Consider the following 24,910-nt stretch of genomic DNA (forward strand, 5'->3'; position numbering starts at 1 on the left):
ACGCACGAGGGCGACGGTCCCCGCGGTTGTCCACAGCGATCGCGGTCGTCCACAGGTGAGGGCGGCCCGGCCGGCCGGGTGGGCGGCCGTACGTGCCCGGACGGGGAGGCCTGGCGGGCGGGACGTCTACCGCGTCACGCCGTGCCCTGCTGCCCGCCCGCGGTCACCTCGCGCACCCACGGGGTCTTCGCGTCCACGCGCCCGACCTTCTCCGCGTCCCAGCTTCCGTACCTCGGGTTCATGTCGACGTCGAGTTCCTCGGACGCCTTCGACAGTGCCGCCCAGAAGGCGGGCTGGTTGGTCTGCGTACCGAGTGCGGAGGCCAGCTTCTGCGCCTCGACCTGGAGCCGCAGGTTGTCGTCGAGCCGCCGCGGCGGCACGCCGTACTGCTGGAGCCACGTGGTCTCCAGCGCCTCGGCTCCCCCGGTCCGGCGTTCCAGTTCGTCCCGGAGCTGCTGCACGTCCTTGCGGCTGACGGTGACGCCCGCGTCCTCGGCGGCCCGGTGCAGCACCCGGTCGAGGACCATGCCGTGCAGTGTGTCGCGGGCGATCCCGCCGGTGCCGGCGACCACGCGCGCGTACTGGGCGTCTTCCGGCACCGCCGCGCGCTGGGCCGTGCGTACCTCGTTCACCCGGCTCTCCAGCTCCGAGACGGTGATCCGCTGGTCGCCGACCACGGCCGCCGCGCCTGCGTGCCCGTCGTTTCCGCAGGCGGTCAGGAGGGGTGCCGCGGCGGCGATCGCGGCGGTGAGCAGGAGCGCGGTGCGACGGCGGCGGTGCAAGGAAACCTCCCGAGGAGATTGTGCGGCGGTGCACAAAGTCTTGCGGTGATCGATGGTAGGCAGTGGGCAGGCTCTGGCCAACCCATTCGACCAACGATTCACCACCACTTCGGGCACCGCCGCGCCGCACACCCCTCCACGACCGCGCTCAGGGCAACGCCCCGAGGCGTTGCCCGCGGCCTGTGTGCGGCCGGGGGCCGGTCCGGTCGCGGGCCCCCGGGCCGGCTCGGCCGACGATCGCCACCGGGGCGTCCCAGGTGTCCAGGTCCACGGTGATCGTGTGGCCGTTGCGGGTCTCCTTGCTGTTGACCATGCACGGGTGGCCCCCGGCTGTGACCGGTGTCCTGCCGGGCGCCCACGGCCGGTCACCGGTGGTGGTGTACTTCTTGTCCCACAGTGCGTACCAGAGGCTGCCCGGCAGGTCCGCCCGGTTCCTGGCGGTGGCGATCGCCTCGGAGGTCCGCTGGGCCGGCCGGGCCGTCGCCGCCACGGGCCGCTGCGCGGCGATCCCGCCTCCCGCGACGACGACGGCGCCGGCCGCGGCCCAGGCGATGTGGCGGCGCTTCTTGGACTGCCGGTGCTCGGCCGCGCTCACCCCGATTCGTGATCACGGCGCGGGGCGCGCAGCCCGCGGGGGCTCACCCGGCCGAAGTCGATGTGTACTCCGGCGCGGCACGTCAGGCGTCCGCGGCGTGCGGAGCGGATCGCACGGCGGCCGATGCCGTCACCGCATCGGGAAACCGGCCTCCTGGATCGTCACAGGAAGAGGTCGAGTCCCCGTAGGACCACGGGTTGTCGCGGAGGGAACGCAGGCGCCGGTGTCACACCGGCCCGCCGGACTCCGTCGCCCGCAGCCCCTCCACGAAGGAGGCGAAGGCTTCCGCCGGGAACGTGAGGACGGCTCGCTCGGGGGCCTTGGAGTCGCGGACGGCGACGCGGGTACAGCGGTCGGCGACCTCCACACAGTTGTTGCCGTCGCCCTCACCGGAGTAGGACGACTTCCGCCAGTGCTCGGGGCTGGTCACGCGGCGCCTCACAGGTTTTGGGCCAGTTTGTGGATGAAGTCACGTGAGCGATCGGGAGCAAGTGACACCTCCTCCACTTTACGGAAGCGCGTTCGATAGGCGCAGAGCTGCGCCTCGGAATCGATGAAGACCGAGCCGTGGGGCGCGTCGCGCACGACGGTGTCCAGCTTGGGCACGGGACCGCCCATGTACAGCATGGTCGCCGAGGCCCTGGCGAAGCCCTCCAGCTCGAACGGGATGACGCGCACCGTGATGTGATCCGCATCGGAAAGCGCCAGGAGTCGGGCGAGTTGAGCCCGTCCGGTGGCACGGTCGCCGACCTGGATGCGAAGCGCGGCTTCATGGATCACCACGTCGTACGGGATGGGTGACGGGCCCTCGACCAGCGCACTGCGGGCCATCCGGTGCCGAATCCTCAGCTCCAGTTCCTCCTCGGTGAGCTCAGGGATCCTGGACGAGAAGACGGCACGCGCGTAGCTCTCGGTCTGGAACAGGCCCGGCACGTACAGGACGGCCGCTTCACGCCGGAACGCGCTGTGGTGGTCCAGCTCGGACAGGTCGAGGAACGTCGTGGGCAGCAGCCCTCGGTACTCCTCCCACCAGCCCCGCGTCCGGTCTGTGGCCATCTCGACGAGGGCATCGGTGAACTCCGCATCCGTGCAGTCGTAGTGGGACGCGAGACGGCGCAGCCGCTTCTCACTCACGCCCGCGAGCCCGGACTCGATGTGCGTGATCTGAGCCGGACTCACTCCGAGCAGCGCCGCCGCCTGGCGGGCGTTGAGGCCCGCCGCCTCCCGGAGTCTGCGCAGTTCAGTGGCCAGCCGCATCTGGCGGGCCGTTGCTTCACGCCTCAACGCTCTCGACAGCTCCTCGATCCAACGCGCCTGCGGGCGCTCCTCGTTCGGGGTTCAGGTTACGTGACCCACTTGCAGCATCTCTACATTTAGATCTACCGTCGGTGACGCGACGCACACGCTGCGGTATCGCCGGGACACCGGAAGCGCACCGCCCCGTCCTGCCATGACGGGTGCGGCAATGACACCGCCCGCCATCCCCGCGGCCCCTCCGAAACCCCCACCTTCGAAGCGGAGCAGACACATGCCCGAGAACGAGTCCTGGGAGTACTCCCTCTACATCCCCAACGACGTCCGCGCCGTCCCCGTCTGCCGGCGCATGATCCGGCTGGTCCTCACCGTCCATGGGCTCATCCACCTCGCCGACCTGGGCGAACTGATCGGCGCGGAGCTGATCGGCAATGCCGTACGGCACACGAAGGGGCCCGCCGCACTGCGGGTGCGATGGCGCGAGGGGACCCTGCGGGTCGGCGCGTGGGACGCGGATCCGGAGCCGCCCGACTTCCCTGGGGAATTCGCCGAGCCGACCGACGCGGAGGGCGGACGGGGGCTGGTCGTCGTACGGTCCTGCTCCGACCTGTGGGGCTGGCAGCCCCTGTCGAGGTTCGGCAACCGGGGCAAGTACGTGTGGTGCGAACTGGCCACGGCGTAGGCCGCCGTACGATCTAGCCGCGCACCTGCCCCAGCCATTGCAGCGTCCGCCGGACGTCGGCCGCGAGCGGGTGCCCGGGTCCGTGCAGCCGCTCCACGTCGAGCAGCAGGCGCCCCAGCATGTCGTGGGCGGCGGCACGGTCGCCGAGGGCGAGCAGCAGGTGTCCGATGCGCCGACGCACGTCGTGCGCGAGCGCCGGGTCGCCCGACACGTACTGGTTCTCGTAGTACGGCAGCAGTGCGCGGTACTCGGCGAGCGCCGCCGCGGGTTCGCCGAGTTGCTCCAGGCACTGGGCGGCGTCGTAGCGGTACCGCAGGGACTGCGGGTCGGCGTGCCCGGACTCGGTGGCGCGTTCGTCGGCGAGACGGCGCAGTTCGGGCAGCGCGCGCCGGTACTGGCCGTCGTCCATGAGCGTGGCGGCGTACTGCTTGCGCAGGGTGCGCACGACCGGGGAGTGCTCACCGTGCTGCTGCGCGGCGGCGGGCAGGATCGCGCCGAGGATGTCGACGGCCTGGGTGATGCGGCCGGCGCCGAGGAGGTGCTTGACCTCGTCGATGGCGGCTGCGACGTCGGGCTGCTCGGCGACCGGCGGTGCGGGCGCGGGCCGGGGCGCGGGCGTGCGCGCACGGTCCGGCCAAGGGGCGTGCGGGCGCAGGAAGGGGCGCGTGGGGTCCAGGGGCGCCCCCGTGGGTGTTCCGCGCGCGGGCAGCAGGGGCGCGAGGTGCTCGTACACCTCCTGCGCCGAGGCGGGCCGGTGCTGCGGGTCCTTGGCCAGCAGACGCAGCACCAGACCCTCCAGCGCCTCGGGGACCTCCGGGCGCAGCCGGCGCACCGGCAGCGGTGGCTCGTACAGATGGCGGTGGAGCACCCCGAGGGCCGTCGAACCGGCGAAGGGGACGTTGCCGCTGAGGAGTTCGTGCAGCAGCACACCGAGCGCGTAGAGGTCTGTGTAGGGGCCCACCGCACCGCCCATGGCCTGCTCGGGGGCCATGTACGCCGGCGAGCCGATGGGGGAACCGGTGTGCGTCAGGCGGGTGGTGTCGCTGTCCATGACGGACGCGACCCCGAGGTCGAGGACGGTCACCGTGCCGTCCTGCTTCACCATCACGTTGCGCGGCTTCAGGTCGCGGTGGACGATCGGCACGGCGTGCACGGCGCTCAGCACGGCGCACAGCTGCGCGGCGACGGCGACGGCCCACTGCCAGGGGTACGGGTCGTGCTCGGCGAAGTGGTCCGCCAGGTCGGCGCCGTCGACGTACTGCATGACGAGGAACAGTTCCTCGCCCTCGCTGCCCGCGTCGTGCACGGTCACCAGGCCGGGATGGTCCACCTGGGCGGTCACCCGGCACTCGCGCAGGAATCTGCGGCGCAGTTCGTCGGCCTCCTGCCCGGCCACCTTGTCGGGGCGCAGCAGCTTCACCGCCACGCGCCGGTCGAGACGCCGGTCGTAGGCCGTCCAGACCTGACCCATGCCGCCCTGTCCGATCAGGGTGGCCAGTTCGTAGCGTCCGGCGACGACACGTCCCGTCGTCACGGTCATCTGCCGCCCCCGGGACCGTGCCCGTGGCCGCCGTCGGGGCCGCCTTCGTTGCGACGCAGGTAGGCGCTCAGCTCGTCGAGTTCGGCGCGCACCTGGTCGATGCGGGCGGGTGCGGGCGGCTGCGCCGGTGGCCGGGGAGCGGGAGGCACGGGAGCCGGGGGCGCGGCCTCGTGCGCGGGCGGCTGCTGCGGTACCGGCGTGTGGTGATGGTGCGGGGGCAGGGGCGGCTGCTGAACCGGCGCGGTGGTGTACGGCGACGGGTGCGGAGGCTGCGGGTAGCCGTAGGGCGTGTGCACCGTGGGGGCGTGGGGTGCCGCACAGCCGGCGGACAGCCGCCACTGCCGGTGCATCTGGATGTCGACGGTGAGGAAGTAGGCCGCGGCGGCCGCACCGAGGATCAGCACCAGGGCCAGGGCGACGTCGCCGCGCGTGTCGCCCTCCGGCACGGAACCGACCACGGACAGCGCGGCGATGGACAGCGGCAGGCTGATCCAGGCCACCGTCCAGTCGAACCACCGGCCACGCAGGATGGCGATCCGGAACAGCGGTACGCACGCGAGCAGACCGCACGAGAGGAAACCGATGGCGGCAAACAGCACGCGCAGGGTGATGACGGTGCCCTCACTGCGGGAGGGCGGCACCGCGCCGTGGCCGTACATGACTGCTCCTGGACCGGTTGGCCGATGGGGACGAGGATTCCGAGCGTATAGGCCGACCCGTACAACCGGTCCCGGGTTGTACCGAACCGTTGTCGCACTGATCACTTCGCCGCCCGCGCGCGTTCTCCGCGCCGGGTCCGTCGCGTCGGATCGGGGCGGCCCCGGTCCGCCCGGTCGGTGACCGGACGACTCCGGCCGACCGGATCGGGCGTCGGCCGACGCGTCCGCAGCTGCCGTCGCCGCCTCACGTGGTGCTGTACCCCGCGGCCCACAGGCGCAGTTCGGGTTCGGATCCCGGTGGAGCGTTTCCCGTTCGGCCGGGTTCGACCACCTGTTAGCGTGCGTGGATGGAGGAACTGGGATCCGTGGTGTGGCCGCCAGAGCCGATCAGGACCGAGAGGCTCGTGCTCCGGGAACCAGAGACCCGGGACCGTGCGGCGTTCGTCGAACTGCTCGCCTCGCCGGAGGTGCACGCCTACCTCGGCGGCCCCCGGCCGCGTGCCGAGCTCGAGCGCGAGCTGTCCGGGGCGCCCGAGCGGTGGCCCGGGAGCTTCGTCGTCGATCTCGACGGGGCGATGATCGGCCAGATCCTGCTCAGGAGAGCGACGGGTCACCGCCGCCCGGCCGCTGCGGGGAAGGCCGATCTCGGCTATCTGTTCCTGCCGCGGGCGTGGGGATCCGGTTACGCCGCCGAGGCGTGCGCGGCGGCACTGCGCTGGCTCGCCGGCGCGCTTCCCGGCGAGTCGGTGGTGCTCACCACCCAGACCGCCAACGTCGCCTCGATGCGTCTCGCGGCGAAGCTGGGGTTCACCGAGGTGGAGCGGTTCGAGGCCTGGGGCGCCGAGCAGTGGCTCGGCATGCGGTCCCCGGTCACGCCGTCCGGTTGAGGCCGCACCAAAACCGCCGGGCCGTACCCGCCCCTCCACGCGCGAACGGTCTGCAACGGCGACGTGCCCGCGCGTGCCGGACGTCGCGACGGGGCGAACGCCCTGCCGGGGACACCGGCCGCGGCACTGGTACTCCTCGTTCGGCTCTGCGGGCCGGGCCGCGGCTCGGGCGGCGGACTGACCGCTGATCCCCGTGCGGCGCTCGCGCCGGCCGCACGCGTACCAGCGCATCGCGGTCGACGAGATGCCGGTGCAGTCGGTCGTTCTCCACGGTGACCGGGTGCCGGGCGCCCGCCGGCGCCGCGACGCCCCCCTTGAGCACGGCGCCCGCCTCAGTCGGGAGTCACCGTCCCGTCGGTCAGCCCGTCGTACATCCCGCGCACGAGCTGCTCCCCGAGCCGGCCCGCGAGCCTCATCGCCCGCTCGAACTCGTCGAGCGCGCGGAAACGAGCGCCGTAGCGCCGCTGCTCCGCCAGCGGCAGCCGGGGCAGGTTCAGCCGGCGCACGTCCAGCCGGGTGGCGGTTGAGGCGTAGCTGCTGGCCTGGCGGTTGTTGGCGGTGCCGCGCAGGAACCCGGCGAGGAACCATGGATCGAGCGCCGTGCGATCGGGGCGCAGGAGCACGAGGTTGCGCCCCAGGGCGGCGCCCCCCGTCACGTCGTCGACCACGCGCGCCACCGCGCCCCCGCCGAGCACCGGCACGACCACGTCCCCCGGCTCCGTCAGCACGGCCTCCTCGTCGCTCTCGGGCAGCGCCCCCGAAGGGCCCGTACCGGCGAGCACGTCGTGGTCGGTGAGGACGGGCACGCGCGCGTGGCCGCCGTTTCCGCCGGTGCGCATCACCAGGGCTCCGCCGCGCGCGAGTTCACCGACGGTGGTGAGCGGCCAGCGCGCGGACCGCCCGCCCCCGGCGTGGCCCGCGGGACCGGCGGGCGGCGGGGTGAGCTCGGTGGTCAGCCGCAACGTCTCCCCCAGCCGTTCCCGTACGGCGATCAGCGCCTCGGCGCCGTCCGCGACGGCGGGCGGCGGCAGGTGGCGGGCGGGGGCGATGTCGACGTCGTCGTCGAGCAGTTCGATGACCGGAACGCTACGCGCCACGCCCGGCCGCTCCTCCAGGGTGCCGGTGCGCTCGAAGGCGCGCCAGGCGTCGAGGACGGCGTCACGCACGGCCGGCCAGTCGGGCCCGCCGCGCCCCTCGCCGGTGAACTGCCCGGCGTCGGCCAGCAGCACCTCCGGCTGCGCCGGACTCTGGCCGGGGCGCCGCAGCAGCCACAGGTGGAGGGGAAGGCTGTACGGCGGGGCCGCACCGGCCGGAAGGGCGACGACGGCGCGCAGGGCACCGCGGCGCAGCAGGTCGGCGCGGATACGGCGGCCGGAGCGGCGGGACGCGGCGGCGGGCGGCATGAGCAGCACGGCGCTGCCCCCGTCCTTCAGGCGGGCGAGCGCGTGCTGCACCCACGCCAGCTCGGACTCCGCACGGGCCGGGAAGCCGTACTCCCAGCGGGGATCGTAGGCGAGCTCGTCGTGGCCCCAGTTGCGCTCGTTGAAGGGCGGGTGGCACAGGACGGCGTCGGCGCGCAGGTCGGGATGGGCGTCGGCGCGCAGGGAGTCGCCGGACGCGCCGTGCACGGTGGCCCGCGTGTGCAGGGCCAGCCGGAGTGCGGTGAGCGCGGCGAGTTCGGGCGCACTGTCCTGGGCGTACAGCTCCTGGCCGGACTGCGGTGCCGCGGCGCGCAGCAGGGCACCGGTGCCGCAGGCCGGGTCCAGGACGGTGCGGGCGGGGCCGGCCAGGTCGGCCATGAGGCCGGCGAGGTCGGCGGGGGTGAGCGTGTACTGGCGCGGGTTGGCGTCGAGATGCCGGCCGAGGAGGAACTCGAACGCCTGGCGTGCGCCCAGGTCGGCGGCCAGCTCCGCCGTGCCGCGCAGGAGGGGGACGGAGGGGAGCAGTTGGGGACCGGTCGGGGTGTGAACAGGTGAGGGACCGGTCGACGCCGGCTGAGTGTTCACAGCCGACCCGGCGCTGGGCATCGGTCCGCTGTGTGTGCCCCCCTCACCGTGAACACCGCCGACGCTGTGAACACTGGACCGGGCCGCACCCGCCGTGCCGAACCGCGGAGCGAGCACCTCCTCCAGCGCGCCCGGCAGCGCCGCCGCGAGCCGCTCGTCGGAGCCGGCGCTCAGCTCCAGCCAGACGGTCGGGCGCTCGTGGATGAGCAGCAGCACGCAGCCGGCGTGGATGAGGGCGCCGACCGGGCCTGCCGGATGACCGGCGAGCTGCTGCCAGACCCGCTCGCGCAGCGGCACCTCGGCGAGTTTGCCCTGGTCCCGCAGCCAGGACTCGACCTCGGCGAGGGCGAAGGACGGGCTGGTCTCGGTTCCGCCGACCGGTTTGGGGAAGTCGGCGTGGCGGCGGCGCCAGTTGCTGACCGCGGCACGGCCGACGCCTGCGAGCCGTGCGATTCCGGCGGCGGTCACCTCTGTCGTGTTGTCCTGCACCGGCCCCGCTCCCCTCGTTCCCCGTGAACACCCCTGCGGCCCTGTGACAGGAGCATACCGAGATGTGCAAGACCTACCGCTTCACGCGCGTGTATTCATCGAACCTTGTGAACCGTGTTGACTCGGTTCACAGCCCATGCTCTTATTGACCCAGCGAACGAGAGATCGTCCGAAGCGGGCGGTCACCGAATCCCAGGGGGACAGTCATGGGCACGAAGAGCAAGGTGGCACTGGGCGCTGTGGTGGGGATCGTCGTCATCGGAGTCGTCTCCGCGAACTCCGGCGGCAGCGACGACGACAAGACGAGCAGCGGCGACAAGGGCCCGTCCGCGTCTGCCGAGCAGAAGCCCGGCGCGAAGAAGGACTCGGGCAAGGACGCCACCGAGAAGAAGGTCGCCTTCTCCGGAGACGGCGACTTCCAGGTCGGCGCGGACATCAAGCCCGGCACCTACCGCACCACCGGCAACACGGACGACGCGTGCTACTGGGAGCGCGCCAAGGACGCCTCCGGTGAGATCGACTCCACGCTGGCCAACGACAACGTCACCGGCACCAGCTACGTCACCGTCAAGCCGAGCGACAAGGTCTTCAAGTCCAGCGGCTGCCACGACTGGGAGGCTGTGGACGCCGCCGCCAAGGGCACCCCGGCGAACTCCATGGCCGGAGACGGGGGGATGTTCAAGGTCGGCGTCGACATCGCCCCCGGCACCTACCGGTCCACGGGCAACACCGACGACTCCTGCTACTGGGAGCGCACCAAGGATTCCGAGCACTCGCTCGACTCGATCCTGGCGAACGACAACGTGACCGGCGCGGCCGTCGTCAAGATCAGCGCCTCGGACGCCTACTTCAAGACCTCCGGCTGCCAGGACTGGAAGAAGACCGGCTGACACCGGCCGTGCGAAGGGGCGGGACCACCGCCCGCCCCGCCGTCCGCCCCGGCTCCGGCTCCGGCTCCGGCTCCGGCTCCGGCTCCGGCTCAGCACCCTCGCCGGCGGGCGAGCCCAGCGCCCCGGGCGACCCAGGCGGCTTCGGCGCCTCGGCGGCCCGGCGGCCGTGCCTCGACCGCCGCAACCGCCGCGACCGCCGCGACCGCCGCGACGCTCCTCGACCCGACGGGCCGGCCGCACGAGCCCCGGCCCCGACCGAGCCGGGCGTGCCGGCGGCGGCGCACGCCGGCATCACAGCCGGTGCCGCATCCAGACGTTGGGCTCGACATACACGGCGCGGTCGTGTTCCGGCTCGCAGCGCACCGGAACCAGCGCGCCTGGCACCTCGACCTCGCCCGCGGTGCCGAAGGGCAGGGCCGTCCACGCACGCCACTACCCCGGCGAGCCGGATACGGACATCGAGACCGGCGCCACGGAGTCGACGACGGCGCCGGCCCGGACGTGCACGCGCAGCCGCGGATCGTGCGGCAGACCGTCAGGGCGCGTCCGGCGGGCGTACTCCGCCATGGGGGTGCGCGGTTCGAGGTGCTCGGCGCTGGGGCGGACGGGAGCGACTCCCTCGCCGAGGGCGAGCGCCCGCGCGTTGTCCCGCATCGCCGTCAGCATGAGCGCGGACAGCCCGCGACCCTGCGCACGGGGCGCGACGACGACCGAGACGGCGGCGACCTCGTCGGGGCGGCACCCTGGCGCAGGTCCGCGAAGGCCCGCACCAGGATCTCGTCCCGGTCGCGCGCGGGAGCGGTCAGTCGGCGTGGAACCGGGCCGGGGCACTGGTCGGATTGCCGCCGGAGGGCAGCGCCTGGTCCGGGCAGCCGGAGAGGACCTTCTTCATCGCGGCCTTCTCGGCGGCGGTGACCCAGAGCTCGTACTTCTTCTTCACCGCGACCTGCGCGGCCACGTACGCGCACCGGTAGGCCTTGTTGGGCGGCAGCCAGGTCGCCGTGTCGCCGTCGCCCTTGGCGCGGTTGGTGCCCGCGTCGACGGCGAGGAGGTTGAGCGGGTCGTTGGCGAGGGCGATGCGCTTGGCGGCGTCCCAGTACTTGGCGCCCTTCTGCCAGGCGTCGGACAGGGCGACGACGTGGTCGATGTCGACCTGGCTGCGGCCACGCCGGTAGGTGACCTCCTTGCCGGAATAGGGGTCCTGTGCGAGGACACCGTAGGAGACCTTGCAGTCGCCGCCGGTGAACCGCACGTCCTTCAGGTCCCGTTTGAGAATGTCGTCACGGGTGTCGCAGCCGTTGGAGTCGGTGTCGGCCCAGGCGGTGCCGAACCTGCCCCGGTCGTATCCGGTCTTCGGTGCACGCCCCTTGACGGTGAGCGAGTCGGCGGCGGCGAGCGCCGTTCCCCCGCCGGTCGTCGGCCCGGAACCGCCCGACCCGGTGGTCTGCTGCTTGCAGCCGACCGCGGCCAGTATCAGTACGGCGGCCAGCGCAGCCCCGCCCCTCAGACGCCTCACGGTGCGCCCTCCCCTTGCTCGACCGGCTCCGCCCCGCTCGGGCGAGTCTTCCCTCGCGCCGAACCGTACACACCGTAGCCGCTCGCCGATCCAGACCATTCCCCGTCCACCTGGGCGTTCACCCCAAGTCGGGCGGATCGTCGGGGGTGATGAGTCGCCTGCGGAAGGAGTGCTGCAGGGGCATCCTCGACAGGTTCGGACACCAGGCACAGGACAAGGGCCACGAGGTGTCCGGCGCCGCGGAGAGGGAGGTCGACGAGGGGACGGGCGGGACGTACGGGGTCCGGGTCGACACCGGCCGGCAGTGGGCCGAGGAGGTGCCGGGCGAGGACCGCGATCGGCCCGCACAACCGGTGGAACGCCCGAACTCACGGAGGAACACCAGGCGCAGAGCGACGAGACCACGCATCACCTGGACGCAGAAGCCGCCCGCCGCAGCACATCTGCCGCGGGCGATCCCCGTGCCGCGGGCGACGCGCCCTTCCCGCCCGGGCGGAGGCGGCACGGCGATCGCCGTGCCGGGTGCCCCGGCGCGACTTCCGGCGTACCGCTCCGGCGCGTTCGGGCGGCCGTCGGGGCGGCAGCCGTGAACCCGGCGCCGTCCCCTGCCGCGGCGGGCCCAGGCTGCCGCCGCAGGCCACGGCTGACGGCGCGAGACACGGCTGCCGGCGTGGGCTACGACCCCAGCACCGACGCCAGGAACTCCCCCACCCAGCCGAGCAGTTCGCGCCCGACCAGCGGCTTGCCGCCCACTTTGGCGGTCTTCGGGCGGGGAACCAGGACCTGGTGCGCGGTCGGCTTGATGACGCTGCCGGGGTAGAGGCGCTTGAGCCGGAGCTCCTGCGACTCGCGCAGTTCCACCGGCGCGAAACGGATGTTGGCGCCCTGCAGCACGACCTCGGCGACACCGCATGCTCGCGCGAGCATGCGCAGGCCCGCCACCAGCAGGAGGTTCTCCACCGGCTCGGGCAACTTGCCGTAGCGGTCGGCGAGTTCTTCGCGGACGGCCTTGACGTCCTCCTCGGTGGTGGCGGAGGCGATGGCCCGGTAGGCCTGCAGGCGCAGTCGCTCACCCGGGGCGTAGTCGTGCGGGACGTGCGCGTCGACCGGCAGCTCGATCTTGACCTCGAGCAGTTCCTCCGCCTCCGCTCCGGGCTCGCCCGCCTCCAGCTGACGCCGGTAGTCGGCGACGGCCTCGCCGACCATGCGGACGTACAGGTCGAAGCCGACGCCCGCGATGTGGCCGGACTGCTCGCCACCGAGCAGGTTGCCGGCACCGCGGATCTCCAGGTCCTTCATCGCGACGTACATGCCGGCGCCCATCTCGGTGTGCTGTGCGATGGTCGCCAGGCGCTCGTGCGCGGTCTCCGTCAGCGGCTTCTCCGGCGGGTACAGGAAGTAGGCGTACCCGCGCTCGCGCCCCCGGCCCACGCGGCCGCGCAGCTGATGCAGCTGGGACAGGCCGAAGGTGTCGCCGCGTTCCACGATCAGCGTGTTGGCGTTGGAGATGTCGATGCCGGACTCGACGATCGTCGTCGACACCAGCACGTCGAACTTCTTCTCCCAGAAGTCGACGACGACCTGCTCCAGAGCCGACTCCGACATCTGCCCGTGCGCGGTGGCGATCCGCGCCTCGGGGACGATCGCCCGCAGGCGGGCGGCGGCGCGGTCGATCGACTCGACCCGGTTGTGGATGTAGAAGACCTGGCCCTCGCGCAGCAGCTCACGACGGATGGCGGCGCCGATCTGCTTCTCCTCGTACGCCCCGACGAAGGTCAGCACGGGGTGCCGCTCCTCCGGCGGCGTGGTGATCGTCGACATCTCGCGGATGCCGGTCACGGCCATCTCCAGGGTGCGCGGGATGGGCGTGGCCGACATGGTGAGCACGTCGACGTTGGCACGCAGCTTCTTCAGCTGCTCCTTGTGCTCGACGCCGAAGCGCTGCTCCTCGTCGACGATGACCAGGCCCAGGTCCTTGAACTTCGTCTCCGACGAGAACAGCCGGTGGGTGCCGATGACGACGTCGACGGAGCCCTCGCGCAGGCCCTCCAGGACCGCCTTGGCCTCGGTGTCGGTCTGGAACCGGGACAGCGCCTTGACGGTGACCGGGAACTGGGCGTACCGCTCGCCGAACGTCCCGAAGTGCTGCTGCACCAGCAGCGTCGTCGGCACCAGCACCGCGACCTGCTTGCCGTCCTGGACGGCCTTGAACGCGGCGCGCACCGCGATCTCCGTCTTGCCGTACCCGACGTCGCCGCAGACGAGGCGGTCCATGGGGACCGTCTTCTCCATGTCCTCCTTGACCTCGGCGATGGTGGTGAGCTGGTCGGGCGTCTCCGCATAGGGGAAGGCATCCTCCAGCTCCCGCTGCCACGGCGTGTCGGAGGCGAAGGCATGTCCGGGCGCGGCCATGCGCGCGCTGTACAGCTTGATGAGGTCGGCGGCGATCTCCTTGACGGCCTTCTTCGCGCGCGCCTTGGTCTTCGTCCAGTCCGCACCGCCCAGCCGGTGCAGCGTGGGCGCCTCGCCGCCGACGTACTTGGTGATCTGCTCCAGTTGGTCGGTGGGGATGTAGAGGCGGTCGCCGGGCTGGCCGCGCTTGGCGGGCGCGTACTCCACGACCAGGTACTCGCGGGTGGCGCCCTGGACGGTGCGCTGCACCATCTCGATGTAGCGGCCGACACCGTGCTGCTCGTGCACGATGTAGTCGCCCGCCTCCAGGGTCAGCGGGTCGATGCTCTTGCGGCGCCGCGCGGGCATGCGGGCACCGTCGCGGCCGGCCGCCTTCTGCCCCGACAGGTCGGTCTCGGTGAGGACGGCGATCCTGAGCTGCGGATCGACGAAGCCGTAGTCGATCGATCCGCACGCCACGTGCACCACCGACGGCGACAGGTCGGCGAGGTCGGTGTCCAGGCGGGCGGCGACGCCCTCGCCGCCGAGCACCTCGACGGTCCGGGTGGCGGGGCCGTGCCCCTCGGTCACGAACACGGTGCGCCAGCCGTCGGCGAGCCAGCCCTTGGTGTCGGCCAGGGCCCGCGCGGTGTCGCCGCGGTAGGTCTCGGGGGCGTGCATGCCGAGCTTGAGGGTGTCGGCCTCCTCCAGCACGTCGGCCGCGAACGGCGACACCGACCACCACATCATGTCCAGCTCGCGCGCCCGGTCGCGGACGTCGGCGATGGACCACAGGGAGGCGGCGCCGACGTCGATGGGAGCCTCACCGCCGCCCGCGGTGGCCGCCCATGAGGCCTGCAGGAACTCCTGCGAGGTCGCCACCAGGTCCGCAGCCCGCGTGCGGACCCGCTCCGGATCGCAGACGAGGGCCATGGCGCCCTCGGGCAGGACGTCGAGCAGCAGTTCCATGTCGTCGACGAGGACCGGGGCGAGGGACTCCATGCCCTCCACGGCGATCCCCTCGGCGATCTTGCCGAGCAGCTCGCCGAGTTCGGGGTGCTGCTCGGCCAGAGCCCGCGCGCGGGCGCGCACGTCGTCGGTGAGCAGCAGCTCACGGCAGGGCGGGGCCCACAGCCCGTGCTCGGCGATCTCCAAGGAGCGCTGGTCGGCGACCTTGAAGTAGCGGATCTCCTCGACGTCGTCGCCCCAGAACTCGACGCGCAGGGGGTGTTCCTCGGTGGGCGGGAACACGTCGAGGATGCCGCCGCGCACGGCGAACTCGCCGCGTTTCTCCACCAGCTCCACGCGTGCGTACGCCGCGGCGGCGAGGGCCTGCACGATGTCGTTCAGGTCGGCGCTCTGCCCCGTCCTCAGCGACACCGGCTCCAGCTCGCCCAGGCCCTTGACCTGTGGTTGGAGCACAGAGCGAACGGGGGCGACGACGACGGAGACCGGGCCCGTCTCGGGGTCGTCCGGGCGCGGGTGGGTCAGGCGCCGCAGGACGGCGAGGCGACGGCCCACGGTGTCACTGCGGGGGCTGAGCCGCTCGTGCGGCAGCGTCTCCCACGACGGGTACTCCACCACCCCTTCCGGCGGCAGCAGGGAGCGCAGCGCCGCGGCGAGGTCCTCCGCCTCACGGCCCGTGGCCGTCACCGCCAGCACGGTCCGGCCGGTCTCGCGGGCCAGCGCGGCGATCGCGAACGGCCGGGCAGCCGGCGGGCCGACCACGTCGACGTGCATGCGGTTGCCGTCTGCGGCCGCCGTGATCGCTTCCGCGAGGGCGGTGTCCTTGACGACGGCGTCGAGCAGACCGTGCAGGCTCATGGAAGGGCTTCCATCCGGGGTGGGCAACACGAAAGGCCCGACGCGAGTCACGGGCCGGGGGTGTCCAGAGTACGACGGCGCGCGGGAGTGCGCCGAGCCTGTGGAAAACCCCGAGTCGTTCATACGTACGAATTTCTGCCACGGGCGCCCCCGCTCGCGCTCTGCCCGGCAGGGCGCACACGCCCGGCAGGCACGGAGGCGACAGCCAGGCGCGGAGGCGCGCGCAAGACACAGACGCGCTCCCCCGGCGCGCACACGCCCCGCGGGCGCGGGAGGCGACGCCCGCCCGGCAGGTACGGGAGACGCCCGGCAGACACAAGAAGCGCCCCGGGCACGCACACGCCCGGCGCCGGGAAGTCCCTCCGGACTCCCGGCGCCGGGCGATACCCCCCGTGACCCCCGTGCACGGTGGTGGCATGTGCCGGCTGACGCGCCGGCCGCTACTCGGTGGCGATGGCGTTCAGCACGTTCATCCGGCCGGCCCGGAAGGCCGGGACCAGGGCGGCGAACAGGCCCACGAAGGCAGATCCGACGAACACGACGACGATCGTCGACCACGGGATCTCCAGGACCGTCAACCCCTCCAGCGCGAGGAGCTTCTGCGCCGTCGCGCCCCAGCCCATGCCCAGCCCGAGACCGAGCAGGGCCCCGAAGAGGGCGATGACCACCGACTCCATGCGGATCATGCGGCGCAGCTGGCGGCGCGAGAGACCGATGGCCCGCATCAGCCCGATCTCACGGGTGCGCTCCACCACCGACAGGGCCAGCGTGTTCACCACACCCAGGATCGCGACGATGATCGCGAGTGCCAGCAGGCCGTAGATCATGTTCAGCAGCTGGCCTATCTGGTCCTTCAGCTCCTGCTTGTAGTCGGTCTGGTCGCGGACGGTGTACTGCGGGTAGTCGTGCAGCGCGGCCTTCAGCGCCGTGTACGCGGCGTCCTGCTGCCCGTCCTTCGCGGTGGCGAAGACCAGCTGGTCGAGGGGCATCCGGTCGGCGGGGACGTACGTGGCGAGCGTGTCGATCGACGTGTACATCGCACCCTGGTCGATCACGACGTCGCTGCTGGTGATCGCGCGGACCGTCAGCTTCGCCGTGGACCCGTCCCGGAAGGCCACCGAGATCGTGGAGCCGAGGTGGATGTCGTGGTCCTCGGCGAACTGCTCGTGGACGGACATGGAGTCCGGCCGGTAGGCGTCGGCGAGGTTCCCCGCGACCGTCTCCGTACGCAGGTCGGTCGCGTACGTCGGGTCGGCCGCGGTGATCGCCGTGTTCTTCAGTGTCTTGCCGTCCGGCGTGCTGAAGTCGGCCTTGGTCCACTTGTACTCGGTGACCCGCTCCAGCCCCGGTGCCGCCTTCATGGCCTGGACCGCCTGAGGTGTGATCAGCTGCCCGCTGTCGCTCTGGACGATGAAGTCCGTCCCGACGGTCTTGTCGAGCTGGTCGGTGGCGGAGGCGACCATGGAGGAGCCGACCACCGACAGGCAGGCGACCAGCGCCAGGCCGATCATCAGGGCGGCACCCGTGGCACCGGTGCGGCGCGGATTGCGCAGGGCGTTCCGCTCGGCCATCCGGCCGACCGGGCCGAAGACACGCAGCAGCACGGCACCCAGGACGCGCACCACTCCGCCCGCCAGCAGCGGCCCGACGACGACGAAGCCGATCAGGGTCAGCACCACGCCCAGACCCAGCCACAGCGCGCCCCGCTTGGCATCGTCCGCAGTGGCCGCGAGGTACAGGCCGCAGGCGCCGGCACCCGTGAGGACCACGCCCACCACGCCCCGCAGCCGGCTCGCCCTGGCGTCGGCCGGGGCGCTCGCGTCACGCAGTGCCGCCATCGGGGAGACCCGGCCGGCACGCCGGGCGGGCAGGTAGGCGGCCAGGACGGTCACGACGACACCGAGCAGCAGGCCGACGACGGGCGTCGTCCACGCCACCGTCAGGTCGTCGGTCGACAGATGCATGTCCATCAGGCCCATGAGCTTCATCAGGCCGATGGCGAGGCCGACGCCCGCGGCCACGCCGAGCACGGAACCGAACACGCCGAGCAGGAGCGCCTCGGCGAGCACCGACCGGTTGACCTGCCGGCGGGAGGAGCCGATGGCCCGCATCAGGCCGATCTCCCGGGTGCGCTGGGCGACCAGCATCGAGAAGGTGTTGATGATCAGGAAGATGCCGACGAGGAAGGCGATCCCGGCGAAGCCGAGCATCGCGTACTTCATGACGTCCAGGAAGCTCTTGACGTCCTGCTGATTGGCGTCGGCGGTCTCCTTGGCCGTCTGCACCTTGTAGTCGCCGCCGATCCTCGCGACGACGTTCTTCTTGAGCTGCTCGTGGGTGACGCCCTGCGCCGCGGTGACGTTGACGTTGGTGTACACCCCGGTCTGCCCGACGAGCGCCTCCTGGGCGGTCTTCGTGTCCAGGTAGAAGATCGCCGCGCCGGGGTTGGTGACCTGGAAGGTGGCGATGCCGGAGATCCTCGCGGTGTGCGTGCCGACCGCGCTGATCACTCCGATCTCGTCACCGAGCTTCAGGTGGTGCTTGTCGGCGGTGTCCGCGTCCACCATGACCTGGTCCGGCCCCTCGGGTGCGGCACCGGAGGTGATCTTCATGGTGCGGGCGTCGTTGCCGTTCCAGTTGCCGACGATGGTCGGGGCGCCCGACGAGGGCGAGAGGCTGTCCTTGTCGGCGTCGACGACGGTCACCGAGGTGGAGAACACCGTGCCCTCGGCCGACTGCACGCCCGCGGCCTTGCGGACCTCGCCGAGCACCGAAGCCGGCATCACCGGCGGCTTGCCGTTGCCGGACGTCGTCTCGCCGGTGTCCGAGGCGCCCTGGGCACTCACCGTCACATCGGAGGTCGTGGCCGCGAAGAGCTTGTCGAAGGTGGTGTTCATCGTGTCGGTGAACACGAGCGTGCCGCACACGAACGCCACCGACAGCAGGACCGCCACGGCCGACAGGGCCATGCGCCCCTTGTGCGCGAAGAAGTTGCGCATCGAGGTCTTCAGGACGGTCATGACGTGCGCCCCCGGGCGTCGAAGTCCTTCATGCGGTCCAGGACCTGGTCGGCGGTCGGCTGGTGCATCTCGTCGACGATCCGGCCGTCGGCGAGGTACAGCACGCGGTCGGCGTAGGACGCGGCCACCGGGTCGTGCGTGACCATCACGATCGTCTGACCGAGGTCGTCCACGGAGCGGCGCAGGAAGCCGAGCACCTCCGCGCCCGCCCGGGAGTCCAGGTTGCCCGTCGGCTCGTCACCGAAGATGATCTCCGGTCGGGCCGCCAGGGCGCGGGCGACGGCGACGCGCTGCTGCTGACCGCCCGACAGCTGCGCCGGCCGGTGCTTGAGGCGGCCGGCCAGTCCGACGGTCTCGACGACACGTTCCAGCCACTCCCGGTCCGGCTTGCGGCCGGCTATGTCCATCGGCAGCGTGATGTTCTCCAGCGCGTTCAGCGTGGGCAGCAGGTTGAACGCCTGGAAGATGAAGCCGATCCGGTCCCGCCGAAGCTGCGTGAGCTTCTTGTCCTTCAGGCCGGTGATCTCGGTCTCGTCGATGTGGATCTGCCCGCTGGTGACGGTGTCGAGGCCGGCGAGGCAGTGCATCAGCGTGGACTTGCCGGACCCCGAGGGCCCCATGATCGCGGTGAAGCGGCCGCGGGAGATGTCCACGTCGACGTGGTCGAGGGCGACGACGCGGGTCTCCCCGGCCCCGTACGCCTTGACGACCTGCCGCGCCCGCGCGGCAACGGCCGTACGCCCTCCAGTGCCCCCGTGCCTGGGAATGGTCACAGCCGATGTCACGGTAAGTCTCCTATGTCGGTCAGCAGATGAGAGTGCTGAGCGGTCGGTGGTTGTCGGTGGTGCGTTCGCCGGCTCTTGCTCCGTGATCGGATCGAGAGGCCGATCCGGTTCACGACACCGACGAGTCTTCCGTCCCGGACGGTCCGGCGCGCTGGGGCGCGGCCCCGTCCTGCCCGGGGGGATATCCCCACCCCTCCCCTCCGGTGGACCGCCCCCCAGCGGCGTATAGCCAGGTTAAGGACAGCCTGTGCCCCGTCTCGTCCTCCGCCGGTACGACCTGCCCCCGACCCTTGGTGCGGAGATCCCCCTAGGGGCCGTCCCCCGCGGGGTGGAGACGGTCTCGGGGTCCGGCTCCGCCCTCCGGCGCAGTCGGACTCCACCTCCCGCTGCCCCGGCCCTGATGGGAAGCTGTCCGGCGGCAGATGCTTGCAGGGGGCACGGGACGCACGGCGCACCGTCGGCTCCCGGGGCACGGTGATCGGAGGGGATCCGGTGGGCAGTACGACACCTGCGATACACGGCGGAGCCGCACCGCGCGCCGGAACCGGGCGGCGCTCGGCGGTCGTCGCCGCGCTGATGCTCGCGATGGCGCTGGCGGCTCTGGACGCCACCGTCGTCTCCACGGCCGTCCCGCAGATCGTCGGCGACCTCGGCGGCTTCTCCGTGTTCTCCTGGCTGTTCTCCGGCTACCTGCTCGCGGTGACCGTCACCCTGCCCGTGTACGGCAGGCTGTCCGACACCTTCGGCCGCAAACCGGTCCTGGTCGCCGGTGCCTCGCTGTTCCTGCTCGGCTCGCTGCTGTGCGCGTCCGCCTGGAGCATGGGCGCCCTCATCGCCTTCCGTATCCTGCAGGGGTTGGGCGGCGGCGCGCTCCAGGGAACGGTGCAGACGCTCGCCGCCGACCTGTACCCGTTGGAGGAGCGTCCGAAGATCCAGGCGAAGCTGTCCACGGTGTGGGCGGTGTCGGCCGTCGCCGGGCCGGGGCTGGGCGGAGTCCTCGTGGCGTACGCGGACTGGCGGTGGATCTTCCTGGTGAACCTGCCCATCGGCGCGGTGGCGCTGTGGCTGATCGTGCGTCACCTGCACGAGCCGGAGCGGGACGCGGCACCGCGCGCGCGGGTCGACTGGGCCGGCGCGGTCGCGGTGTTCGTCTGCGGTGGCGTGCTGCTGACCGCGCTGGTGCAGGGCGGGGTGGCCTGGCCGTGGCTGTCGTGGCCCTCGATCGCCCTGTTCGGTACCGGTCTTGCGCTCGTGGCGGTGGTGGTCGCCGTCGAACGCCGGGCGGCCGAGCCGATCATCCCCGGGTGGGTGTGGCGCCGCCGCACGATCGCCGCGGTCAACCTGGCACTGGCCGCGCTGGGTCTGCTGATGGTCGCCCCCACCGTCTTCCTGCCCACCTACGCGCAGTCGGTGCTGGGCCTGGCTCCGGTGGCCGCCGGGTTCGTACTGACCGTGTGGACGGTGAGCTGGCCGGTGTCGGCGGCGCTGAGCCAGCACGTGTACCGCAGGATCGGCTTCCGGAACACGGCGATGCTCGGCATCGGGGCGGCCGCGCTGATCCTGTTCGCGTTCCCCTTCCTGCCCTACCCGGGGGCGGCATGGCAGCCGGCCCTGCTGATGCTGCTGCTCGGCGCCGCGCTCGGCCTGTTCCAGCTCCCCCTCGTCGTCGGTGTCCAGTCGACGGTCGGGTGGGCGGAGCGCGGGACGACGACCGCGTCCGTGCTGTTCTGCCGCCAGACCGGTCAGACGATCGGCGCCTCGGTCTTCGGCGCCGTCGCCAACGGCGTGCTCGCCTCCCGTCTGGGCGATGCCGGGGATCTGGACTCCGTCACGCGCGCGTGGGAGTCCGGCACGGCCCCGGAGGCGGCGCGGCGCGCCATCGCCGACGCGGTGCACGCCGTGTACCTGGGCGCCTCGTGTGCCGCCGCACTCGCCTTCCTGGTCCTGCTGTTCGTAGCGCCGCGCCGCTTTCCGGTGCTGAAGGACCGAGCCCCGCTCCAGCCCTCCGTACCGGACCCCGAAGGTCCGAGTCAGCGGCGGTGACACCCGAGGTCGGACGCGGGGAGGTCACGGGAAGGACATACCGACCGCCCAGTTGGATGAAAACGCCCCACGGGTGAGTACCGGCGAGTAGCGTGCGTGGCTCGCACCCCCCACTCCCTGCGGTCCGCCGCCACGGACCCGAGCCACGCAAGGAGCCCCGGGATGTCCTACGACACGTCCCCGTCGTACCCACGCCCGCCGGCGTATCCCCCACAGGGCGCGCGGCCGTACCCGCCCGCGCCCGTACAGCCGTACCCGCCCGCGCCGGAGCGTGGGCCCTCCACCCCGGCGCGCGAGCATTCCTTCACGCCTGCGCGGGACGATGCTTTCGCGCCGCGTGCCGTGGCGAGCGCCTCGTCGCCGCCCTACGCGACGTACCCGTGGCAGCCGGAGGAGCCGCAGCCCCCCGCCCCGCGGTCCCGGCGCCGGGAGACACTCGGTCACCACAGCGACCTGCGGATCCTGCGCGGGGCCTACCGCCGGCAGCGGCGCGTGGCCACACTGACCGCGCTCGGCTACTTCATGCTCTTCCTGCTGCTGTCGGCGTTCGCCCCGTCGTTCATGACCAGCGAGGTCACCGCCGGTCTGCCCGCGGGCCTGCTGCTCGCGCTGATCCAACTGCCCGTCACCTGGCTCGCGATCGCCCTGTACGAGCGCACGGCCCGCCGCCACGTCGACCCGATCGCGGACCGCATCCGCAAGGAGGCCGAGCTGGATGCCCGACGGGGGGCGGCTCGGTGACCGAGTTCAGCGGCAACGCGCAGACCATGTCCCTGGTGGCGTTCACGGCCGTCGCCACCGTCACCCTGCTCCTGTGCGTGATGACCGGCCCCGACCGGGACGACCTCGACGAGTTCTACACCGGCTACGGCTCCCTGTCGCCCATGCGCAACGGCCTGGCGATCGCCGGTGACTACATATCGGCCGCCACCGTGCTGGGCACCGGCGGCGTCATCGCCCTGTTCGGCTACGACGGCATCGTCCTGGCGCTCAGCACGGCGCTGTCCCTGATGCTGCTGATGTTCCTGCTGGCCGAACCGCTGCGCAACACGGGACGCTTCACCATGGGCGACGCGCTGGCGCGCCGCATGCCGGGGCGCGGCGTGCGCATCACGGCATGCGCGGTGACCCTCGCCGCGCTGCTGCCGCTGATGCTGGTGCAGCTCGCGGGCACCGGCCAGTTGCTCGCCTTCATCCTGGGCTTCGGCGGGGAGTCCCTGCAGACGGGCTGCATCGTGGGCCTCGGCGTCCTGATGATCAGTTACGCGGCCATCGGGGGCATGAAGGGCACCGCCCTCATCCAGATCCTGAAGATCGTGATGCTGCTCGGCTCCGGCACCGTCGTCGCGATCCTCATCCTCAACCGCTTCGGCTGGGACCCGACCGCGCTGTTCGACGCAGCCGCCGCGAAGAGCGGCGTCGGCCCGGCCTACCTGCACTCGGGCCTGCAGTTCTCGCACGGTGCGAGCCCCCGCCTCGACATGCTCACCTCGGAGCTGACGGTGGTCCTGGGCGGCGCCTGCCTGCCCCACATCACCATGCGCATGTACACCGCCTCCACCGCCCGTCAGGTGCGGCGCTCGATGTCCTGGGCGGTCTCCGGCGTGGCCCTGTTCGTCCTGATCATGACCGTCGTCGGGATCGGTGCGACGGCCCTGATCGGCCGCGAGGCGATCGCGCAGGCCGACCCGCAGGGCAACACGGCCTACCTGCTGGGCTCACGGGCGGCGTTCGGCACCGACGTCTCCGGCGCGGAGACGCTGCTGTTCACCACGGTCACCACGGCGATCTTCCTCACCGTCCTCGCCTCGGTCGCCGGGATGATCCTCGCCTGCGCCAACTCCCTGGCCCACGACGTGTTCGCCGCGCGGGTGCGGGACATGCCTCCGCGGCGCGAGATGCTGCTGGCCCGTCTGTCCGCGCTGGCCGTCGGCGTGCCCACCATCCTCCTCGCCACCCAGGTCCAGCACCGCAGCCTGCAACCGCTGGTGACCCTCTCCTTCTGTCTGGGCGCCTCGTCGATCGCGCCCTCCCTGGTGTACGCCCTCTTCTGGCGCCGCTACACCCGGACGGGCCTGCTGTGGACCCTGATCGGCGGCGCAGCGTCCGTCCTGGTGCTGATGCCGGGCACCAACCTCGTCTCCGGCTCCCCCGGCGCCGCCTTCCCCGACGCCGACTTCAACTGGTTCCCGTTCACCACCACCGGACTGGTGTCCATCCCGCTCGGCTTCGTCTTCGGGTGGGCGGGGACGCTGCTCTCCAGCCGCACCGAGGCGGAGGAACAGCGGCACGAGTACGAGGCCCTGGAGGGGCGGATCCTCGCGGGCGCGGTGCGCAGGGGCACCTGAGCCCCGGGCCACCGGCGCGGGACCCAGCGCCGGCACCAAGGCGTGGGCGCGGATCGGCACCGGAACGGCCGAGGCGTGTGCCGGCGCGGGGAGGCGCCGGGACGAGCGGAGAGGTCGTGCGCGCGGGACGCGTGAGCGCCCGGCGCGCGGCACCCCTCCGAGCGCCGCGTGGTGGGCCGGGAGCCGGAGCGACCGGGGCATGGAACACGGCGCGTGGAGCGCGCGCTACTCGGCCGTGCGCGCCGTGAGCGCGCTCAGGCTGGAGCGCAGGCGGTCCATGTGCGCCTGCACGTCGTCCCACAACTCCCCGTGCTCGCGCAGCAGGCGCTCCGTATCGCGCGCGATGCGGTCCTCCCCCAGGCGTGCCTGCGCCAGTAGCTCCGCCGCGCGCGCCCGCGCCTCCTCCTGACGGCGGCGCGCGGACTCCTTCGCCTCGGCGAGCGCGGACTCCGCCTCGGACAGCGCCTCTTCGGCGCACGTCACACGCCGCGCGTGGCGGGACTCGAGTTCCGCCGTCCGTTCGGCGTCCGCCCGCTCCGCCTCGGTCGACCGCGCGGCATGCTCCCTCGCCAGGTCGGCGAGCATGCCGCCAGTGCGCTGCCGCGTCTCACGCAGCGCCGCCAGCGACTCGCTCCGGCCGGCCTTCACCTCTCGCCGGGCGGCGACACGGATGCCATCGGCCTCGGCACGCGCCGCCTGGAGTCGGCCGCGGGCGTGTTCCTCGGCAGCCGCGCGGAGCGCGTCCGCCTCTTCCCGCGCCGCCCGGCGCACGCCGAGAGCACGCGTCTCGGCCTGCACGACCTGCTCGCGCGCATCACGGCGCGCCTGCTCCCGGACGGCCGCCGCCTCCTCCTCCGCGAGTTCGAACACGCGCCGCGCGCGCTCCCCGAGCGCTTCGTACGTCTGTGGCACAAGGGACGCCACCGTCTCACGCAACCCCTCCGCCTGCGCCTCCATGTCCCTCGCGAGCACGGTGAGACGCGCGGCGCGCTCCCAGGTGGCATCACGGTCCCGGCAGAGGGCATCGACATAGGCGTCAACCTGTCCGGGCCGATAGCCACGCCCCCGTACGGCCACGAAGCCATGGGGTGAGACCGGTGTACTGCTCATCCTGGAACCCCTCTCCACCGAACCGGCGCAAAAATGATGATTTCGCGCACATCTTGATGGATCAGACATAGGTGCTCATAACGCGACAC

At 72.4% G+C, this 24,910-nt stretch carries 19 protein-coding genes and 1 pseudogene; 7 read left to right on the forward strand and 13 right to left on the reverse strand.

Annotation, left to right across the window (positions count from 1 at the left end):
- Positions 1-134 precede the first annotated feature (134 nt).
- From JS756_RS18285 to JS756_RS18300, 4 genes are all read right to left on the reverse strand, one after another.
- The gene (locus JS756_RS18285) at positions 135-782 is read right to left on the reverse strand and encodes a SurA N-terminal domain-containing protein (protein WP_205384177.1); all 648 of its coding nucleotides are present in this window, start codon (positions 780-782) and stop codon (positions 135-137) included.
- Between the two features lie 148 nt (positions 783-930).
- Positions 931-1,377, reverse strand: coding sequence for a hypothetical protein (locus JS756_RS18290; protein WP_438817326.1), 447 nt, complete (start codon positions 1,375-1,377; stop codon positions 931-933).
- A 226-nt stretch (positions 1,378-1,603) separates the two neighbouring features.
- Positions 1,604-1,807, reverse strand: coding sequence for a DUF397 domain-containing protein (locus JS756_RS18295; protein WP_205384178.1), 204 nt, complete (start codon positions 1,805-1,807; stop codon positions 1,604-1,606).
- Positions 1,808-1,815: 8 nt separating this feature from the next.
- Positions 1,816-2,634 (reverse strand): helix-turn-helix domain-containing protein, encoded by an 819-nt coding sequence (locus tag JS756_RS18300; RefSeq protein WP_205384257.1) that lies wholly within the window; start codon positions 2,632-2,634, stop codon positions 1,816-1,818.
- A 271-nt stretch (positions 2,635-2,905) separates the two neighbouring features.
- On the opposite strand from JS756_RS18300, the gene JS756_RS18305 reads away from it, so the two are divergent.
- Positions 2,906-3,313 carry an ATP-binding protein gene (locus tag JS756_RS18305; RefSeq protein WP_205384179.1) on the forward strand — a complete coding sequence of 136 codons (408 nt, stop codon included), beginning with the start codon at positions 2,906-2,908 and terminating at the stop codon, positions 3,311-3,313.
- A gap of 13 nt (positions 3,314-3,326) precedes the next feature.
- Here JS756_RS18305 and JS756_RS18310 read toward each other — a convergent pair whose 3' ends face one another.
- Together JS756_RS18310 and JS756_RS18315 are read right to left on the reverse strand one after the other, a co-directional pair.
- Positions 3,327-4,853 carry a serine/threonine-protein kinase gene (locus JS756_RS18310; protein ID WP_205384180.1) on the reverse strand — a complete coding sequence of 509 codons (1,527 nt, stop codon included), beginning with the start codon at positions 4,851-4,853 and terminating at the stop codon, positions 3,327-3,329.
- Entirely contained in the window at positions 4,850-5,512 is a 663-nt protein-coding gene (locus tag JS756_RS18315; RefSeq protein ID WP_205384181.1) for a hypothetical protein, read from the reverse strand. The genes JS756_RS18310 and JS756_RS18315 overlap by 4 nt, the downstream gene beginning before the upstream one ends.
- 347 nt (positions 5,513-5,859) lie before the next feature.
- Here JS756_RS18315 and JS756_RS18320 point away from each other — a divergent pair, with 347 nt between their 5' ends.
- Positions 5,860-6,399, forward strand: coding sequence for a GNAT family N-acetyltransferase (locus tag JS756_RS18320; protein WP_205384182.1), 540 nt, complete (start codon positions 5,860-5,862; stop codon positions 6,397-6,399).
- Positions 6,400-6,731: 332 nt separating this feature from the next.
- On the opposite strand, the gene JS756_RS18325 is transcribed toward JS756_RS18320, so the two are convergent.
- Complete coding sequence (locus JS756_RS18325) at positions 6,732-8,894, reverse strand: N-6 DNA methylase (protein WP_205384183.1); 2,163 nt, start codon at positions 8,892-8,894, stop codon at positions 6,732-6,734.
- A 206-nt stretch (positions 8,895-9,100) separates the two neighbouring features.
- Here JS756_RS18325 and JS756_RS18330 point away from each other — a divergent pair, with 206 nt between their 5' ends.
- On the forward strand, positions 9,101-9,784 hold the full coding sequence (locus JS756_RS18330) for an Rv1352/Rv1906c domain-containing protein (protein ID WP_205384184.1): 684 nt from the start codon (positions 9,101-9,103) through the stop codon (positions 9,782-9,784).
- A 291-nt stretch (positions 9,785-10,075) separates the two neighbouring features.
- Here JS756_RS18330 and JS756_RS18335 read toward each other — a convergent pair.
- Positions 10,076-10,581, reverse strand: a pseudogene (locus JS756_RS18335) (N-acetyltransferase); the annotation flags it as partial.
- A 5-nt stretch (positions 10,582-10,586) separates the two neighbouring features.
- A complete protein-coding gene (locus JS756_RS18340) occupies positions 10,587-11,300 on the reverse strand; it encodes an HNH endonuclease family protein (RefSeq protein ID WP_205384185.1) in 714 nt (237 codons plus the stop codon).
- Between the two features lie 149 nt (positions 11,301-11,449).
- On the opposite strand from JS756_RS18340, the gene JS756_RS18345 reads away from it, so the two are divergent.
- Positions 11,450-11,890 (forward strand): hypothetical protein, encoded by a 441-nt coding sequence (locus JS756_RS18345; protein ID WP_205384186.1) that lies wholly within the window; start codon positions 11,450-11,452, stop codon positions 11,888-11,890.
- Positions 11,891-11,975: 85 nt separating this feature from the next.
- Here JS756_RS18345 and mfd read toward each other — a convergent pair whose 3' ends face one another.
- From mfd to JS756_RS18360, 3 genes are all read right to left on the reverse strand, one after another.
- Positions 11,976-15,515 carry a transcription-repair coupling factor gene (mfd, locus tag JS756_RS18350; protein WP_205384187.1) on the reverse strand — a complete coding sequence of 1,180 codons (3,540 nt, stop codon included), beginning with the start codon at positions 15,513-15,515 and terminating at the stop codon, positions 11,976-11,978.
- A 440-nt stretch (positions 15,516-15,955) separates the two neighbouring features.
- Entirely contained in the window at positions 15,956-18,535 is a 2,580-nt protein-coding gene (locus JS756_RS18355) for an ABC transporter permease (RefSeq protein WP_205384188.1), read from the reverse strand.
- On the reverse strand, positions 18,532-19,320 hold the full coding sequence (locus tag JS756_RS18360; protein WP_205384189.1) for an ABC transporter ATP-binding protein: 789 nt from the start codon (positions 19,318-19,320) through the stop codon (positions 18,532-18,534). Before JS756_RS18360 ends, JS756_RS18355 begins: the two co-directional genes overlap by 4 nt.
- Before the next feature lie 492 nt (positions 19,321-19,812).
- Here JS756_RS18360 and JS756_RS18365 point away from each other — a divergent pair, with 492 nt between their 5' ends.
- The 3 genes from JS756_RS18365 to JS756_RS18375 all read left to right on the forward strand — a co-directional run bounded on the left by JS756_RS18365 (position 19,813) and on the right by JS756_RS18375 (position 23,711).
- Positions 19,813-21,363 (forward strand): MFS transporter, encoded by a 1,551-nt coding sequence (locus JS756_RS18365; RefSeq protein ID WP_205384190.1) that lies wholly within the window; start codon positions 19,813-19,815, stop codon positions 21,361-21,363.
- A gap of 342 nt (positions 21,364-21,705) precedes the next feature.
- Positions 21,706-22,104 carry a DUF485 domain-containing protein gene (locus tag JS756_RS18370; protein WP_205384258.1) on the forward strand — a complete coding sequence of 133 codons (399 nt, stop codon included), beginning with the start codon at positions 21,706-21,708 and terminating at the stop codon, positions 22,102-22,104.
- A gap of 26 nt (positions 22,105-22,130) precedes the next feature.
- A complete protein-coding gene (locus JS756_RS18375) occupies positions 22,131-23,711 on the forward strand; it encodes a sodium/solute symporter (protein WP_205384259.1) in 1,581 nt (526 codons plus the stop codon).
- A 225-nt stretch (positions 23,712-23,936) separates the two neighbouring features.
- Here the strand turns inward: JS756_RS18375 and JS756_RS18380 are convergent, their stop codons facing one another.
- Positions 23,937-24,821, reverse strand: coding sequence for a cellulose-binding protein (locus JS756_RS18380; RefSeq protein ID WP_205384191.1), 885 nt, complete (start codon positions 24,819-24,821; stop codon positions 23,937-23,939).
- Between the last annotated feature and the right edge of the window lie 89 nt (positions 24,822-24,910).

This window comes from Streptomyces actuosus (assembly GCF_016921115.1).
GTDB lineage: Bacteria > Actinomycetota > Actinomycetes > Streptomycetales > Streptomycetaceae > Streptomyces > Streptomyces actuosus_A.